The organism is Mucilaginibacter ginsenosidivorans, assembly GCF_007971025.1.
In the GTDB taxonomy this organism is placed as follows: domain Bacteria; phylum Bacteroidota; class Bacteroidia; order Sphingobacteriales; family Sphingobacteriaceae; genus Mucilaginibacter; species Mucilaginibacter ginsenosidivorans.
This window is the reverse complement of record NZ_CP042436.1, coordinates 787,624-803,409: the sequence shown is the minus strand read 5'-3', so window position 1 is coordinate 803,409 and position 15,786 is coordinate 787,624. Positions and strand designations below refer to the sequence as shown.

16 protein-coding genes are annotated in these 15,786 nt (G+C 34.8%); 8 read left to right on the top strand and 8 right to left on the bottom strand.

Annotated features, from left to right (window positions below; genetic code table 11):
* The first annotated feature begins 258 nt into the window (after nt 1–258).
* Complete coding sequence (locus FRZ54_RS03715) at nt 259–1,851, top strand: DNA methyltransferase (RefSeq protein WP_147030304.1); 1,593 nt, start codon at nt 259–261, stop codon at nt 1,849–1,851.
* A 194-nt stretch (nt 1,852–2,045) separates the two neighbouring features.
* On the top strand, nt 2,046–2,300 hold the full coding sequence (locus FRZ54_RS03710; protein WP_147030303.1) for a hypothetical protein: 255 nt from the start codon (nt 2,046–2,048) through the stop codon (nt 2,298–2,300).
* 57 nt (nt 2,301–2,357) lie between these two features.
* Here the strand turns inward: FRZ54_RS03710 and FRZ54_RS03705 are convergent, their stop codons facing one another.
* Nucleotides 2,358–2,621 carry a helix-turn-helix domain-containing protein gene (locus FRZ54_RS03705; RefSeq protein WP_147030302.1) on the bottom strand — a complete coding sequence of 88 codons (264 nt, stop codon included), beginning with the start codon at nt 2,619–2,621 and terminating at the stop codon, nt 2,358–2,360.
* 95 nt (nt 2,622–2,716) lie between these two features.
* On the opposite strand from FRZ54_RS03705, the gene FRZ54_RS03700 reads away from it, so the two are divergent.
* Nucleotides 2,717–3,337, top strand: coding sequence for a hypothetical protein (locus tag FRZ54_RS03700; protein ID WP_147030301.1), 621 nt, complete (start codon nt 2,717–2,719; stop codon nt 3,335–3,337).
* A gap of 512 nt (nt 3,338–3,849) precedes the next feature.
* On the opposite strand, the gene FRZ54_RS03695 is transcribed toward FRZ54_RS03700, so the two are convergent.
* From FRZ54_RS03695 to FRZ54_RS03675, 5 genes are all read right to left on the bottom strand, one after another.
* Nucleotides 3,850–4,830 (bottom strand): hypothetical protein, encoded by a 981-nt coding sequence (locus FRZ54_RS03695; protein ID WP_147030300.1) that lies wholly within the window; start codon nt 4,828–4,830, stop codon nt 3,850–3,852.
* Nucleotides 4,831–5,186: 356 nt separating this feature from the next.
* Nucleotides 5,187–5,432, bottom strand: coding sequence for a hypothetical protein (locus FRZ54_RS03690; RefSeq protein ID WP_147030299.1), 246 nt, complete (start codon nt 5,430–5,432; stop codon nt 5,187–5,189).
* The gene (locus FRZ54_RS03685; protein ID WP_147030298.1) at nt 5,398–5,622 is read right to left on the bottom strand and encodes a hypothetical protein; all 225 of its coding nucleotides are present in this window, start codon (nt 5,620–5,622) and stop codon (nt 5,398–5,400) included. Before FRZ54_RS03685 ends, FRZ54_RS03690 begins: the two co-directional genes overlap by 35 nt.
* Before the next feature lie 196 nt (nt 5,623–5,818).
* Entirely contained in the window at nt 5,819–6,703 is an 885-nt protein-coding gene (locus FRZ54_RS03680) for a hypothetical protein (protein ID WP_147030297.1), read from the bottom strand.
* A gap of 52 nt (nt 6,704–6,755) precedes the next feature.
* The gene (locus FRZ54_RS03675; protein WP_147030296.1) at nt 6,756–7,898 is read right to left on the bottom strand and encodes a WYL domain-containing protein; all 1,143 of its coding nucleotides are present in this window, start codon (nt 7,896–7,898) and stop codon (nt 6,756–6,758) included.
* 394 nt (nt 7,899–8,292) lie between these two features.
* Here FRZ54_RS03675 and FRZ54_RS03670 point away from each other — a divergent pair, with 394 nt between their 5' ends.
* A complete protein-coding gene (locus tag FRZ54_RS03670; protein ID WP_147030295.1) occupies nt 8,293–9,921 on the top strand; it encodes a reverse transcriptase domain-containing protein in 1,629 nt (542 codons plus the stop codon).
* Nucleotides 9,922–9,986: 65 nt separating this feature from the next.
* On the opposite strand, the gene FRZ54_RS03665 is transcribed toward FRZ54_RS03670, so the two are convergent.
* The gene (locus tag FRZ54_RS03665; RefSeq protein ID WP_147030294.1) at nt 9,987–11,633 is read right to left on the bottom strand and encodes a hypothetical protein; all 1,647 of its coding nucleotides are present in this window, start codon (nt 11,631–11,633) and stop codon (nt 9,987–9,989) included.
* On the bottom strand, nt 11,602–12,948 hold the full coding sequence (locus FRZ54_RS03660; protein WP_147030293.1) for a DNA cytosine methyltransferase: 1,347 nt from the start codon (nt 12,946–12,948) through the stop codon (nt 11,602–11,604). Before FRZ54_RS03660 ends, FRZ54_RS03665 begins: the two co-directional genes overlap by 32 nt.
* A gap of 81 nt (nt 12,949–13,029) precedes the next feature.
* On the opposite strand from FRZ54_RS03660, the gene FRZ54_RS03655 reads away from it, so the two are divergent.
* The 4 genes from FRZ54_RS03655 (at nt 13,030) to FRZ54_RS03640 (ending at nt 15,786) form a co-directional block, all read left to right on the top strand.
* Nucleotides 13,030–13,494 (top strand): very short patch repair endonuclease, encoded by a 465-nt coding sequence (locus FRZ54_RS03655; protein ID WP_147030292.1) that lies wholly within the window; start codon nt 13,030–13,032, stop codon nt 13,492–13,494.
* Between the two features lie 92 nt (nt 13,495–13,586).
* Entirely contained in the window at nt 13,587–14,456 is an 870-nt protein-coding gene (locus tag FRZ54_RS03650; protein ID WP_147030291.1) for a hypothetical protein, read from the top strand.
* Between the two features lie 333 nt (nt 14,457–14,789).
* Nucleotides 14,790–15,032 (top strand): hypothetical protein, encoded by a 243-nt coding sequence (locus FRZ54_RS03645; RefSeq protein ID WP_147030290.1) that lies wholly within the window; start codon nt 14,790–14,792, stop codon nt 15,030–15,032.
* A gap of 154 nt (nt 15,033–15,186) precedes the next feature.
* On the top strand, nt 15,187–15,786 hold the full coding sequence (locus FRZ54_RS03640) for a recombinase family protein (RefSeq protein WP_187359735.1): 600 nt from the start codon (nt 15,187–15,189) through the stop codon (nt 15,784–15,786).

Here is a 15,786-nt window from a genome sequence, read left to right as displayed (position 1 = left end):
AACACTGATTAAAAGATATTTAACATTTTGAAAATATATCGCGTGTAAGGTTGTTGTATCAGTGATTTCCTTTCCTTGCATAGTTTCTCTTACCTACTTTTGTAACCATCAATAACACTAATCAACAATTAAAGAGCGCTATTTAATTGCTGATTCCGAGGACAAAGAAGAACCCTCGCAAAACCCTACTTCTATTTTTTTAATCAGGTAAAACTTCGTGTAAATAAAAGGAAGTCGCTTGCCACAACTTTAAAAACAATGGAAAAAAAATACGTTCAAGCAAACGCGCAAGTAATTAAAATTAGAAAAGAGTTATTGTCACTGCATCCATTATTAGCTAACATTTACACATATAGTGATGTGTCGGCCGTTGAGGATTTAGCGATAACAATTAAAGAGGTAGGACAACGAGAGCCGGTCATTATTAATCATAATAATCAAATATTGTCAGGAGGCCGAAGATGGATGGCAATAAATCAAATTGATAGCATAGCCGAATTAGATGCAATCGTTATTCATGATAACGGTAAGGACGATGCCTTAAATATTGTTTGCCATAATCAGCAAAGGACGAAGACAAAGGAAGAGCTTGTTAAAGAAGCTGAGATACTGTTACCTCTGTTAATTAAAAGACAGGGACAACGAAATGATTTAAAAAGCAATAACACAACTGATACTTTCAATGTAAAAGGGAAAGACAGATTTGAAGGTGCAGGTAAAATGATAGGTTTATCAGGTTCATCCTTCCGTCAGCTTAGTAATGTCATAGAATTTGAAAAAGAAGCCGAAGAACATAAAGAGCTAAGAATTTTAGATAAGGTCAGAAGTGGCGAAATGTCATTTAGCGTTGGCGATAAACTTGTAAAGAATTACCGAAAATTAAAGAATGAGAGCTGCAACATTGTTACACCATTTTATAAAGATAGCTTGATTGAAGAAAGTGTAAAGTTGTTTAATAAGTCATGTCTAAACATGAATGAGGTTGAGGACAAGAGTGTTCAGGTCGTAATGACCTCAGTGCCATATTACGGCTTACGGAATTACGGAAACGGTGTTGATGGCATTCCGGAGCTGGGTTTGGAATCAACCCCTGAAGAGTTTATCGTTAACCTTGTAAGCCATTTAAAGGATGTTCGCAGGATATTAAAGCAAAGCGGTTCTTTCTTCTTAAATATCGGCGAAACCTACAAGGATAGACAAGCCCTATTGATACCAACTAAATTACTGTTAACACTTTGCCAGGAACAAGGGTGGTATTTGGTTAACGAAATCATTTGGAAAAAGAAAAACCCTATACCACAATCTTTAACTAACAAGTTGCACACGTCTTATGAGAAGATATTTCATTTGGTTAAAGACCCTGATAACTATTTCTATCAAGAATTTAAGATTTGGCATAACAATCCTATCAAACTGGTTAAAGGGCCCGGTTATAGAGATGTAAAAGACGATGGCAATAAAAAAGATGGTAAATGGCTGTTAACCAAGCCTTATAAAAAATTTAAGGATTTCATTGAGGAGCAAAAAGTGCATGACGTTATAGTTGGCAATAATGCCTCCGCTCGTCAAAAAGAATTGCAGCAACTGGATAACACGGTAGATCATCCCGCATTGTTTCCCGATTATTTACCAGTTCTTCCAATACTTACAACATCTAAACCGGGTGACGTTGTTCTCGATCCATTCTCTGGGTCAGGCACCACAGGGCGCGTGGCTTTACTATTGGGAAGAAAGTATATTGGCTACGAATTAAATAAAGAAAATTTTGCCCTAAGCACACTTGACATCAATAAGGCTATTCAGGAAAAATCGGACGGATGTATGACTGAAATATTCCAAATGGCTGCATAAAACAATACCCCGAAAACACTCGCTGCTTCGGGGTATCAACCTAAACCTTATCACAATAGCCACAAGGTTGTGGCTTTGAATATTTAAAAATAGTAAATTTTAAAAATGTGGGGAACTTTTTCACCCTTGGATTCCGCCATTGACGGAAAACTCCTCATAATAGCCTAAACATTAATAATTAAAAACATTCAATCATGCCAGTAGTAAAATCAAAAGAAGACGTAAAAGCAATCTTAGCAACCAAGAGAACAGGCGTTAACAAGCCCGTGCTGTTTGCCGCCGAAATAGAGGCACTTAAGAAAGGTGAAGGACTTTTAATAACCCAGGAGGAATTTACCTTGCGAACCTCAATCCCAGCTTACTACTATGCTAAGTATTCAAAAGGTAAAGAAGTTAAAACTCTTTCTATATCTAAAGTTGATGGTGGCTATCTGCTAACCAAAATTTAGTAATTATCAATACCGGATAAAATAAACTTCCATCTAACGATGGGAGTTTTCGGTAGGCTATAAAGTTTCGTTATTCGCCTCCTTTAGTATCTCCCCAATATTTATCTCCAATCCTTTGCACAGTTCTACTAAATAGAGATATGAGGGGTTAAACTCCCCCCTCTCAAAGCGATGAATTGATTGCCTGTCTTTTCCGATGATCTTTCCCAACTTTTCTAATGACAGTTTCTTTTCTTCACGCACCAGCTTAAACTTCGCTCCTAATTTTATCAGGAGTTCCCTTTCTGCTTCTACATTTTCTTCCTTTCTTTTGGCTGGCATGAACTTCAATGATAGCCATGATGTGGGTAAATAATGTCATCCGTATGATTGACAAGTCGTTTAGATATTTTATGTTTGGTTAAATTTTTAAAATCATGAAAAAGCTAACCTTAATCTTTATTCCATTTTTTTTAATTGCTATTGGCTGTAAAAAAGACGGCACCGGCACACCTACCCAAAACAATCCCCCAACCACAACAAAGACCAATCCAACAGACACAACAACTACACCAGTAAACCCCACACAACCCAAATCATATTCGTTGACAGAAACTTTTGAGAAAGGCACAAAAGATGCTTATGCCCCAGCGAATGTTACGCTTTCTTCCGGTGTATGGTATTTTGATGAAGCCCTTATCGGAAGGACGGACAAAGACATAATAAATGGCAAGGCCTCTGCACGAATGAACTTTGGTCTATGCTGGATAACAATGATGTTTGATGTTAGCGGCCTTAATCAGTTTAGCTTTAAATATTCTCTTGGCATGCCTCATCAAGTGATGATGTCCACTGATGGCGGTAACACTTGGAGCCAATTAAGCAACGAAATTACTACGGGGAATGCGGACACCGGATTTTATACTGCCACCTTTAAAATCACAACGTCTGCCAAAGTTCGTTTCAAGATTGTGCAGCCAACAAATGGCAACAGAGGTAATATTGACGACATTACCTTTGTAGGCAACGGCGACCCCGGCTTTACGCTTAACAATTAAAGAATTAGACATCAATCACCCCAACCTATATTGTAAAAAGGCTTCTGTATAACTACAGGAGCCTTTTTGTTTTGAGATTTATTTTTTCCAAGAAACAATCGAGTGGTTATTGTAGCCAGTTACTAAGTTTAAAGTGATTCGGGTGGTTATAAGACACTTTTTAGACTGAAGCCTTACAATGTATCAACCGAACAAAACGGATTTCTTAGAACCACCCAAATCAAACGGTTTAATAATCTGACCCGAGTATCTCGGAAATGATATAGTGTCTGAATTGCTGAGTGCTCACACTATATCCGTCCACCATAAACGGCGCTTTAATGGATGGTGCTATTTTCGTAATAAATAGGTAGTCGTCTTTCCTTTTAATAAAAGTGTGCAATCTAACGGGATAGTTAACTATCTCCATTTCTGTCCAAAACTTTTCTATTGGGTCTGCTACATTCTGATTACAAGTAATCAGGTCTTGTAACGTTTGTTTCCTTGCTTTCTTAAACATTTTCATTCTCATTTTATTTTATTAGTTCTTTTTTGAACTTGATATTTGGGTATTGGTGCTTGCAATAATTTAACACCATATCGGCATCCTGTTCTTTGACAATCACACAATCATGTATCGGTATTGCGAAATCACACGGTATATTATTCAATATGCCGTCTATCCAAATTTTACTTTCTATACGCTGTAATAATGATCCGCTGTTCTTATAATTTCCACGTTTAATTCCTTTAAGATAAAGAGATACCGTTCTAAAAAGGTTGTGTATCTCAAAGTTTGGAACATAGCCATGGCCATTAATCCAGTGCATAAACAAATCTTTAGCTTCGTTACGCTTATCTTGGTTGGAACCCTGAAAGTTTAACCTGGATGCAACCTCCATATAGAAATCTAAATTGCTTTCAAATATTCGGTTATACTCTGGGTCAACAATTCCTTTTTCTTTAAGGTGGTTATAAAGCAACCGGGGTTGCGAACAAACGGCATCTATGGTATAATAACCTTTAAAGTCTGTTTTGTAATTCTTGATAGCCGTGTGGTGCACACGCCTGCCATAGCTATCTCGTTTAATTTTAATTGGGAACGTTGTTTCCTCTAAACTTTTCTCAATAATTTCATACCACCTGTAAGTTCTATTGGTAATCATATCAACGTTAATTTCGTCGCCGGCTTCAACATTTACGAGAAACCGGTATTTGGCTGTTATGCCCAGTTCTTTGTTATATGCTTTTCGATAAACGGTATTGAAAATATCGTTTTCATCAGTGTAAGCTTTTTTATAATAATCAATGAGTTTCTTTTCTATAAAATATTCCATGATTTTATAGTATCGCTTATTTATAGATGCGAGATAGGCACTTGACACCGGGAAATAACCAAGCGAGTTTTCTAAGTGTTTTTTAGTGAGTAATGCAGCGTATATTTTTAAAGCATTCCTTTTAACGGTGAGGTTAAAGGGCATTTCATTAATAGCCTCTTTAAATTCCTTTGGCAATGTTATTATCATCCATTTTATAATTTTTTATAGTCTATATATTGAAGTGTATAGTCACTTTACCCAGTTATAGGATGGTTCTTCACCTTTGTTTAAAGAATTTAAAAAAGTGAGCAAGAGTATTAATGATAGAGATATATAGATACTCACCGCAACAAAAAAGTCTATACCATTTACCAGTATAGACTTCCTTTAATTTACACGATGTTGTTTCTTGTTAGTTCTTCAAACGTTCCATTCTGATTTGATATTGGTCAATCCAAATTTGTAGCATCCTGATTTGACGTTTTTTAGAGTCCTGTTCAATGGTTAGCTTTTTCCTATTGGTCCTAATCCTGTCATTAAGCATTTGTATTTTATGAATGTTCATTTAATGATGATTCGATTTTATCCAAACCTTTCATCAATTGTTCTTCCATTAAAATAAAAAGCACTTCTTGTTTATATAGGTGTTGGTTTTTGTATTTGATAAAGTCTGCCTTAGCAATTCTCCTCAAATCACGTTGTAGCTTTGACCTATCCATATTTAGCAAATCTTTGATAGTGGAAAAGTCGTAGTAATGATGCTCACCCTCTTTTACTTTGTAAGCTATAATACTCATACTTGTCTTTGATTTTTTTATACTCTAATAAGAGCTTCTCAACCACCTCTTGGTCGGTATCGTCTTCATCATTGGACTGGTCGTCCGAAGACTTTCTATCATCGTCCTTAGAAGCTGTGGCACCGGGGTTAGCAGAATATTTATCAATGATAAATTGGATAAAGTCAGTTTCAATGTTTCTTTTCTTCATTCCCATATAATTAGTTTTTGACCCGATTTAACCGGGTTACTTTATTATATATTGAAATGAAAAAAGTTTAATTGAAACAATGGATTGATTATGGAATAATGCAGTTTACATGCGTTTTTGAATAGGCTATGATATTGATATATTTTTAAAGTCAATCAATTTCATCTGATTTGCCCATGTGTTAATTTATTGTTGTTCAGTCAATTCCAAGTTTTTTATGTATAGCGTGCATTTCCTTTCCAAATTCAATCGTTTCTAATGCCGCTTTTCGCCTGTCTTCTGGTAAGCATTGAATACAAGTTGCATATTGAATGCCTTTGTAATGCTCTTTACATTTTGGACATAATTCCATATTCTTTATATCATAACTAAATGCACATTTTTTACAAGCAGTTATTGTATCAGAGAAGGAAAGATATTTGATGTTATCATCTAAATAAAGTAAAAATGCCTCTTTGCCAATTGTCTCATTGTCTTTGGTTTTTGCCATATTTCTTTGAAACCAATACTTAATATTGGATAAATTAAGCTTGTTTTTCCATTTATCTTTTGAAATAAAACACTTGTCACGAACCTCAATAGCGTCTTCATTTTCATAAAAAATAGCGATGAGTTCCTCCACTGATTTATAAACAGGTTTATCAAATTCGTGTCGGCATACTGCGCAAAGGTATTGTGGAAGTTTTCTTACTCTTTTATTAGGTCGGTTATCTTCACAATTTGGGCACAAAGGAATAGGGACATAATCATAGTCTTTTATTACGTGTTCACTAAATTCAAATTTATCAACAATACTGTTAGAGCCTATGAAAGTTTCAGTATACCTTTTTGTTACTTCTCTTTCGTAGTCATTATATTTTAGGGTGTGAGAAAGATGTTGTAATGTTAAAGTTTCTTTGCTGTCACATATCTCGCATTTGTCTTTAAGGACTTCACTTCGTCTCTTTTTCCAATCATTTGTATGCCATGCCCTTGCCCCTTCTTGAAAATCTTTCCAACATGATTCTTTTGCATATTCTAACGTAACCTCTTCATTAGCCAGCTTTTTCTTTAATTCAATAAGCTCGTTATATGTTAACATATAATTTATTATTAATGTATTTCACTAAAAATAGTTGCCACCGATAATTCTCTCATTCAAATTTTAGATCTAATTCCTCTACATTATCGATGCGATCCAATCTGAACACTCGTTCAGCCATTCTTAAACAACAAAACCCTTGAAGATACTTGTAATCTGCGCCATCCTCTCGTCCTAATAAGATTTTATATTCTTTAATCGTCCGAATGGAAAGAATATCATTTCTGTTTTTATACTTAATCCGAATGTAGTTATGATTAGTGCTAGCATTGGATATTTTTTTCTCTATATCAACCAGTGCTGCATCTTTTGATAACGAGTTTGGGTCTTGTTCCAAATTAAACTCAGGCGCAGAGTGTAATACAAACTTTTCAATTTTTTCATATTTGCTATTATTATCAATTGAAAGTTCAGTAATGCGGTTTAAAACATAATCATAACCTCTTAAAAAATAGTAGCCACTCCGATACGTTATCAATTTGGGCTTAACAAGATATATTTGCTCTTGATTGATAACCCTTAAACAAAAAGCAGAGTTAATTACCTCATTTATTAAGTCTAATAACGTTGGATTTATTGGGTTTACAAGCTTTAAAGCTTCAATAGGAATGACTATTTCTGAGAATTTTTCTTTTAGAGAATTATACCAAAAACACATCACATCTTTCGATGGATGTCTAATTTCCGCTTGCTCAGGTTCCTCATGTTCAATCTTGTTTTTGGGATGCTTCGATTTATGGTCCTTAATGCTTAGGACATGCATTACTGGAGATAAATGGGTAAGTAATGCATTGATAGTGGTATTACTTGCTCCACTATGCAAAGTATTATCTTCCAAACTTAGTGAGGCTTTCCTTTTAGATAATTCATAGTCCATTGTCTTTAAAGTGACCATGGCTCCAGGCTGTAATTCGTCAACAAGTAAATTTGAGTTATCAACTGTTAACTTTCTAACATAGATATGCTTAAATCTTACATATTCAAATGTCTGTAGTTTAGTTGCGAACCAAATACATTTATATTCAAATGAATCAGGACTACCTTCTTCACCTTGCACTTTGTAAATTTCAACTACAGCAAATAGCGGAGGTAAAAATTGCGGCTCTCCGCTTATAACTATAGAGGTTAAATCGTTTAAATATGCGTGTGAGGTTAGGGTTATAATGTCACCCAGGTTAATTACTTCGGTATCCATAATTAAACATACTATAAATATTTTAACAATACTTATATTTGTATAAGTCCTGCAACCTTGAGGATTACAGACAATTAGTATGGGCCGGAAAGTTCATGTAAAAGTGGACTTACTGTTATCTGAAATAGGGTAACAGGGAAGAGATTGCATTGGAAACCATCTATGAGACCAGATATTACCTTGCCTACTACCTCTGCACAGTGCAGAGCCAGTAGTATTGGATGTAGGAACATCATCTTATGGGTGCTTACCGTGTAAGCCTCTAATATACACATTATTGTTTGAACTATCAACATCATTACTGGTTTGGTATGTTTAACCACTGATTTATATATCTTATTGGACAATTACGGTGTGACTCAAAACTGGGTAATGGCCTTATCGCAAGAGTATTATGTTTGTAAACGAAAAATCCGATACACCAAGGGAGCAGGACTTAATTATTGAAAAGCCGAAATGGCTGAAAAATCGTGGTTATCTTCACATAACACCTAAAATCAACGTTAACAAAAAAGAACGGGAGATTATTTCCAAGGTTAAAAGCGAAAAATATGTAGGTAACCATGCATTTTTTCCTTTAATTCACTCAACCATTAAAGAAAGAAAATTCAAAAAACATCCCGAAAATCCTACAAAAAGAGGACATAACTATTACCACAAGGGCGTTTACAAACAAACAGCGAAGCTTCGACCACTACATTACGCTACCCATATTGATGCTTTAATATTTGGCTATTACGGACATCGCCTTTTGGAGTTGTATGAAAAAAAGCTAAAATCAATTGACGAATTATCGGATTGCATAACAGCCTACAGAAAAGTAGCTACGGAAGATAACGCTGAAATAGGTAAGAGCACTATAAATTTTGCAAAAGAAGCATTTAGTGAAATTGAAAAGCGAGCCTGTTCTGAATGTGTTGTTTTAATGTTTGACATTAAAAGCTTCTTTAGCGAGCTTAATCATGAAAAGTTAAAAAGAGCCTGGTGCAAGCTTTTAGATAAAGACCGCCTGCCTAAAGATCATTATAATGTATTTAAAGCTTCCACACAATTTAAATATATTCTGAGAGACGAACTTAGATTAAAGAAATCTACTAATGGAAAAAGGGCAGGGTTTGATGAGCGAATGTTGGCGAAAATTAGAAAAGAGCATGGTATAGAGGCTTTTTTTGAAAATGAAAAGGCCTTTAGGGAAGCTATCAAATCAAAAGAGATAAAAGTCTATAAAAGACAGTTTGTGAAAAATGGTGTTCCCGTTGGCATCCCTCAAGGCCTTCCCCTTAGTGCTATTTTAGCTAATCTTTACCTTCTTGAATTTGATAAGAAAGTTTTTGACTACGTTGTTGAAGAGCATGGCGGTTATTACAGACGTTATTCAGATGATATTTTGATAGTTTGTAAACCAAACCAATCAGATTGCATCAAGAAATTTATTATATCAGAAATAGAGAAAAGTCTTGTATCAATCAGTATAGAAAAAACTGAGATTTATTTGTTCAAACCCTTTCAAATCAGTCCTAATAAGTCAAGAATTGTTTCTATTCAATTATTAAAAGACCAGTGTAAAATTGAAAAACCACTTAGTTATTTGGGATTTGAGTTTTATGGAAATAAGACGCTAATAAAATCGGCTAATATTGGGAAATTTTATAGAAGAATAATTTACTCGGTCAAACGGAAAGCTAGTCGAGCAAAACATATAGCATTAGTGAGCAAATCCCAACCAGTAGTTTTCAAAGGTAGATTGATAAAGTTATATAAGCGTTTGGATTTAGATTCAAATCGTGATACGCTTTTTAAGGTCAAAAGGTTGGTGAAAAATCGTGATGGTGGATTTAATTATAAATCGGTTGAATTAAAACCTAAGGCTGAAACCGAAAAAGATGTAAAGAAGAGTAACTATATATCTTATGTAAATCGTGCGCAACGATTAACTGGCGACCGTAGAATTTATAAACAAATAAATAAAAGACGTTCTATTTTTAATGAGGCTTTAGCAAAACACTTGAAAAAGCATTATTGATCACATTTATTCAAAGTATTGTCTGTAAAACAAAAAGACTGAGTAATTACCCAGTCTTTTTTTATTTAACGCTGTGCTATCCAGCCTTTGTCTGCTAAAAATTGAATGTCCTTGAAAATTATTCCAGTATCTTTCCATTCGTTTTTAAATAATCCAGCCATAGGAATAACACCATCCACAAGTTCTTCGATGCGCACACCGAAATATTTCCCAAATGCAGGAACTAAAAGCACTCCTTTCATTGTGCTGTAATCGGTAAATTTTTTCCCTTTTACAGCGATAAAATCTAATAACAAATACCGTCTGCTTAATTCTATCATCGAGTTATCTATTTTTAAATCGTTACCATCAATTGTAAATACTTCGTATTGTAATACACGTTCAATTTCCTTTTCAACATAGCCCTCTTTTAGCAAATGTTGCTTTGTTTTGTCCAACTGAGCCTCATTAAGCGCCCAGGCATGGATTACTTCTAAAGGTGTAAGATAGCCCAATGATTGGAGTTTACCCCTTAGCTTAATAACCGCAGTCCTTACTTGAAAAAAATCATCGGTATCAGCCATGGCTAATATCTTTTTTAAATCCCCCCACAAGGAACTGAAATATCCAGCGCCATCAATGTATTCAAGAAAGATAGGATTTCCTCTTTTTGTCTTTACATATTCACGAGAAGTTCGGGTTTGGTCTACGTTTTTATGACTTACACTACCGCTATCACCAGCATAGAATTGGCATTGAATGAATATTTTTTGATCCCAGCCCTCAACCTTATAAGGGAGAACAAAATCGTATGCACGAGTTTTGTTTTTGATAGTATCTTCAACTTTCTCGATAACTGTTTCCGCGGTATCCTCGGTTGAAACTTCAACGGTTACCTCTGCTAACTTAGCTGAGGCCTCAACTTCTTTAGTTACTGCCTCTGCTACTAATATGTTTTTGGCATTTTCGCCCTCTGTAGGTAATTCAATTATAATTATATCGGTGTTATTAAAATCAATATTGGGCTTTAGTCCCCATTCTTGCATTCGTTGACGTAATAAGTCCTCCGGCTCGTGGCCACCAGAGGCGCTTACAGATCCGCGAACTTGAAAGATAATCATCGGTTGCAAAAAATCTTTTTCATAACCAAGTTTTTTCATTGCGAAATACGTATTACCAGTAGTCCACAACGATTTGATAAATTGATCCCCGTTTAATATAAAATCTATATATTGTGTCAGAAACTCATATTGTTTTTTAGGAAAATCAGAAAGCTCACAGAATAATTTAGCGATTTTATCGCTTTTAATTTCTCTCGGAATATCCACTTCTGATAATACCTTGGCTGTTTTGGAGCCCGTCACTTTAGGATATCCTGATACACGTGCTACATCTCTCAAAAAAATTGGAAATTGGCACTTGCTATTATTATCAGTTTTTCCTGTTACAAGAAATAGAAAAGTTGCTAATGCTTCTACAATGCCAAGTTTTTCTTTAATAGCAAGACTATCGGTATGAGTAATTATTGCGTCTGCGATTTTTTCAGAATTGATGTCAGTAATAGATGCGAAGTAATTAATTTTCGATCCTATGATTTCGATCAATGAGCAAAGTGAATCCTGAACTTCTTTGTAACGCTCAGACGATCTTATCTCACCAAGTGCGGGAGTAATCCAAAAATCAAATTCTTCAAGCTTTTCACTAAAGGGCAACTGTGGTAAGGTGAGTTTCATGTTTATTTTTAAGGTTCGTAAAATATTCTTTAACAGAGTTTGATAAGCTCTTTGCTAACAATGGAGGAACCGCATTTCCTATTAATCTATACGAATCTTCTACAGATATGCCACTTTCTAAAAATTTAAAATCATCGGGAAAGGATTGTAGCCTTGCACATTCTCTTATTGTAAATGGTCTAACCTTCAATGGATGAGCTAAATATCTTGGGCTATGGAAAACAGTAAGAACAGTTGGACTCGGTTCATTCCAAGATGGTCTTTTGTAAAGGCCGGAGCAGAACATGGCTCCTGTTAAGTCGTATTTGCTATCCCAGGTTCGCAAATATTTTTTTGTGACTAATACATCCAGTTCTTTTTTGCTTATGTCAAGGGTCGTTAAGTCGCTAATCACCTCGATTGATAAAGGATTTCCATTGGGAATGTCCCCATATATTTTCTTTCGACGGTTTTTACCTATAGTTTCAAGTATTTTTCTTTCGCGTTCTGTCGTTTCTCCAAAAACTGATGGAATTTGCCATGTATAAACAGAAGTATCCGAAAATCGCACATTACAAAGTTTTTGACCTTGTTTTATTGATTGAACAATTAGTAAATCATTCTTTTTTAATTTTTCAGTAACCTTATGGTCGGGAAAACTTTCATCCTTTTCTAATAAGTCTTCTATCGCTGCTTTTATTGTTTTAGCAGGTTTTAATGTAGTTTGGTTAAACAGGTCTGAGTGCTCAGTAACATCCCATTCCGTTTTAAATTCACCATTGCGCGTTATTCCATAATGACTTGGATTTGGCCAAGAAAACTTCTGCGTATATGATTTACGGGTCCCTATGAAAATAATTCTCCTCCTGAATTGTGGAACACCATAATTAACGGCATTTAAAATTCGATATTCAACATTGTAACCAATTGCACCAAAGTCGGCTATAATTTTATCGACAAAGCTACCGTTGAAATTTTGAGCCAAGCCGTCTACATTTTCACCAATAAAAATCGCAGGGTTGAGTTGATCCACTGCTTTTAACATCGCCAAATAAAGTTGATTTCGTGGATCATCATTGTTTTTGGGCCCGGCTTTTGAGAAACCTTGACAGGGGAAACCTCCCAATACTATATCGGCTGTTTTAAGTCTCCCTAATTCAATATTGAAGTCTTCAGATGTAACATCTAAAACTTTTGATGGAACCTTTAAATTAAATTGCAAGCATTTAACCGCTGCTGCATCATTATCATAAGCAGCTTTTAACTTAAAAAAATCGTCATGAAAACCCAAGTCCAGACCACCACATCCACTAAATAAACTAACTACTGATACCATTGAACGATTATAGTAAAACACAAATATACTACTTCATGGTTTTGTTTATTGTATTGAAAATGGTCAACAAAAAGTAAACTGATGTCGGAATCAAATCCATACGAAATTATAAAAGGACCAAGATTTAAAGCTTCTAATGGTTTTGAAACAACACCACAGCGTAGTGCTTTGATGTCAAAAATACGGTCAACAAACTCTGTTGCAGAACTATTATTAAGAAAAGCCCTATGGAGTCAAGGAATAAGGTATAGGAAAAATGTCCCCACATTCCCGGGTAAACCAGATATACTAATAAGGAAAAACAGACTGGCTATATTTATCGATGGAGAATTTTGGCATGGTTACGATTGGGATAATAAAAAACAAAAGCTAAAAACTAATAGAGATTTTTGGATTCCTAAAATTGAGCGAAATATGCAGCGAGATAAATCACATAATAAAATATTAGAAACAATGGGTTATACGGTTTTGCGGTTTTGGGAAAAGGATGTAAAAAGAAATACGGAAAGGTGTGTAAATGATATTTTGAAGCTTATAAATCAGTGATTTGTAATGAAAATAAATATTATTAACTTTGACAATAGGGTTCAATAATTTAAAACTCCACATATAACCAAACGCGAACCAAACCTTTTTTCATGAACGATACAAGAAATCTCCTACGTAGATTATTAAAATTATACCCAGTAAAAGTTGTTAAAGAGTATTTTGATCCTGAAAATAGCGGTCAAGCTGACATGATTGATGAAATTGTTGCAAATAATACAGAGGCAGCTATAAAAGCTTTTGCATATAGCAATCATAATCATACAAAACAACATATATTCTTATATCGCTTGAATCAACAGTTTAACATCAATACATTTAATAGACTTGATTTTCCATTTGAAATAGTTAATGAAACAATAACGGACGGCGGTTACCGTTTTAAATTATTACCACTCGTTGATTTTAATGTAGTAATTAAAGCGGTTGATTATGAAGACGCTACAATTAAATTTATACAGCCGGTTACAGTCTACGTAAAAAATCACGATTTAATTATTCAAACGACTATAATGGAAAAGAACATTAGTTCATATTTTCCAGCAAATCAGAGAGTAATTGATGTTAAAAAGGAAAATTCAGAAGATTTCATTATAGACCAGCTATTAAATTATTGGAATAATCAGAATATTGTAAATCAAAATGATGTTAATAGAGGGGTAAAACATCTTTGGGAACATAATCTTATTGATTCAAAATTTGCAAAGTGGAAGAAAGATAGATCTACAACAACTGAGTCAATGGATGAAGAATATACTTTAAAGGAACAATATCCAGATGTATATCAAAATTTGATGAGATCGCCGTTAAACAAAACAGTATTCAAATACAAAGGGGATGATGACGATTTTCCCAAACATTTCACTGCTGACCCATCAAACGGCACCTTGAATTTTGCCACTTATCCAGAAACTCAAAATCAGATCGAAAATGTCATTTCAAAGATTCTATCAAATAATTGAAAAGTCGTTTATTGGGAGGTTCTTGGAGAAACGCATAAACGTCCTGGAACATACTAACCCAGATAGAATTTACGTCGAGAATGTTCGTAGCTTTTACAATATGCCTTTTTGGGCAGCTAAGTTTTTTTGTGAGTTAGCTGTCAAGGAAGGAATATTTAGAAGGCGAATAGGTATAGTATGCCCTAATGATGGAAGAATAATACAGACTATCGATAATCCCTCAGAAATCCCAGAAACGATAACTTGTGTTAATTGTCAACAGCTTGAGATTGATAAATATGAATTTTCAAAATCAGATGTTAAAACTATAATTTATTATCAGTCGCTATTGTAATGGCTTTAGACAAAAAAACAGTAGAAGTATATGATGGATTGACAAATGTTATCCTAAAGTTTCTTTGCGGGTTGGTAGTCATTATCCTTATCACTGTAGTGTTGATTTTATGGATTACAAGCAAAGACCCAAAAGACAATGCCAAATACGCCACAATTGAAAGTGTATTGGGGGTGTTTTTTGGAACCTTGTTAGCTTTTTTCTTCACAACCAAAAAGAAGGCTACCAATCAATCCCGATAATGACTAAAGGAAAACCACCTATTCCTATTTATCTCAGGTAGTAATTTTATTCATGGTTAAATTGACCACAGAAAACTTCCCCACATTCCGCCCAAATATGGGGTGAAACATGGGTTCCTGCCGTATTTTTATTGTCAGATATAAAATACTACAGATGAGAGTTAAATACAATAGAGTTTCGACAATTAGCCAATCAGGTAATCGTTTCACCGCAGATAATGATAATTACGATTTAATTTTACTGGATAAAGTGTCAGGAAGCGTGGCGTTTAAAAATCGTGAGAATGGAGGTAAGTTGGCTCGGATGATTGAAAGCGGACAGGTGAAAGAATTAGTTGTTGAAGAATTTTCAAGACTGGGACGTTCAACTGGAGATTTGGTTTCGGTTTTAGCTTGGTTAGAAGAAAAAGAAGTAAATGTTGTTATCCGGAATGTTGGGCTTCAATCAAGACCTAACGGTGTAAAGAACCCTCTGTGGAATATGGTGTCGTCGCTGATGTCATCAATTTACAGTATGGAGCTGGAGAACATACGTGAACGCACATTAGTTGGTAGAGCGGTATATGTGCAACGGGGTGGTAAACTGGGGCGGCCATCTGGATCATCTGAGAATCAGAAAGCATTTTTAGAAAAACCAAAATCAAAAGAAATTGCAAAAGGTCTAAGAAAAGGTTTAACTATTCGCGAAGTAAGTAAAATCGTTGGTGTTTCTACTAAAACCACTTTGAAAGTTAAAACATTAATGACGGTTTAA

Coding starts and splice junctions, on each gene's coding strand:
- FRZ54_RS03670 (WP_147030295.1), top strand. CDS start 8,293: ATGTTTGTAAACGAAAAATCCGATACACCAAGGGAGCAGGACTTAATT.
- FRZ54_RS03715 (WP_147030304.1), top strand. CDS start 259: ATGGAAAAAAAATACGTTCAAGCAAACGCGCAAGTAATTAAAATTAGA.
- FRZ54_RS03675 (WP_147030296.1), bottom strand. CDS start 7,898: ATGGATACCGAAGTAATTAACCTGGGTGACATTATAACCCTAACCTCA.
- FRZ54_RS03680 (WP_147030297.1), bottom strand. CDS start 6,703: ATGTTAACATATAACGAGCTTATTGAATTAAAGAAAAAGCTGGCTAAT.
- FRZ54_RS03700 (WP_147030301.1), top strand. CDS start 2,717: ATGAAAAAGCTAACCTTAATCTTTATTCCATTTTTTTTAATTGCTATT.
- FRZ54_RS03645 (WP_147030290.1), top strand. CDS start 14,790: ATGGCTTTAGACAAAAAAACAGTAGAAGTATATGATGGATTGACAAAT.
- FRZ54_RS03660 (WP_147030293.1), bottom strand. CDS start 12,948: ATGGTATCAGTAGTTAGTTTATTTAGTGGATGTGGTGGTCTGGACTTG.
- FRZ54_RS03650 (WP_147030291.1), top strand. CDS start 13,587: ATGAACGATACAAGAAATCTCCTACGTAGATTATTAAAATTATACCCA.
- FRZ54_RS03690 (WP_147030299.1), bottom strand. CDS start 5,432: ATGAGTATTATAGCTTACAAAGTAAAAGAGGGTGAGCATCATTACTAC.
- FRZ54_RS03710 (WP_147030303.1), top strand. CDS start 2,046: ATGCCAGTAGTAAAATCAAAAGAAGACGTAAAAGCAATCTTAGCAACC.
- FRZ54_RS03685 (WP_147030298.1), bottom strand. CDS start 5,622: ATGAAGAAAAGAAACATTGAAACTGACTTTATCCAATTTATCATTGAT.
- FRZ54_RS03640 (WP_187359735.1), top strand. CDS start 15,187: ATGAGAGTTAAATACAATAGAGTTTCGACAATTAGCCAATCAGGTAAT.
- FRZ54_RS03655 (WP_147030292.1), top strand. CDS start 13,030: ATGTCGGAATCAAATCCATACGAAATTATAAAAGGACCAAGATTTAAA.
- FRZ54_RS03705 (WP_147030302.1), bottom strand. CDS start 2,621: ATGCCAGCCAAAAGAAAGGAAGAAAATGTAGAAGCAGAAAGGGAACTC.
- FRZ54_RS03665 (WP_147030294.1), bottom strand. CDS start 11,633: ATGAAACTCACCTTACCACAGTTGCCCTTTAGTGAAAAGCTTGAAGAA.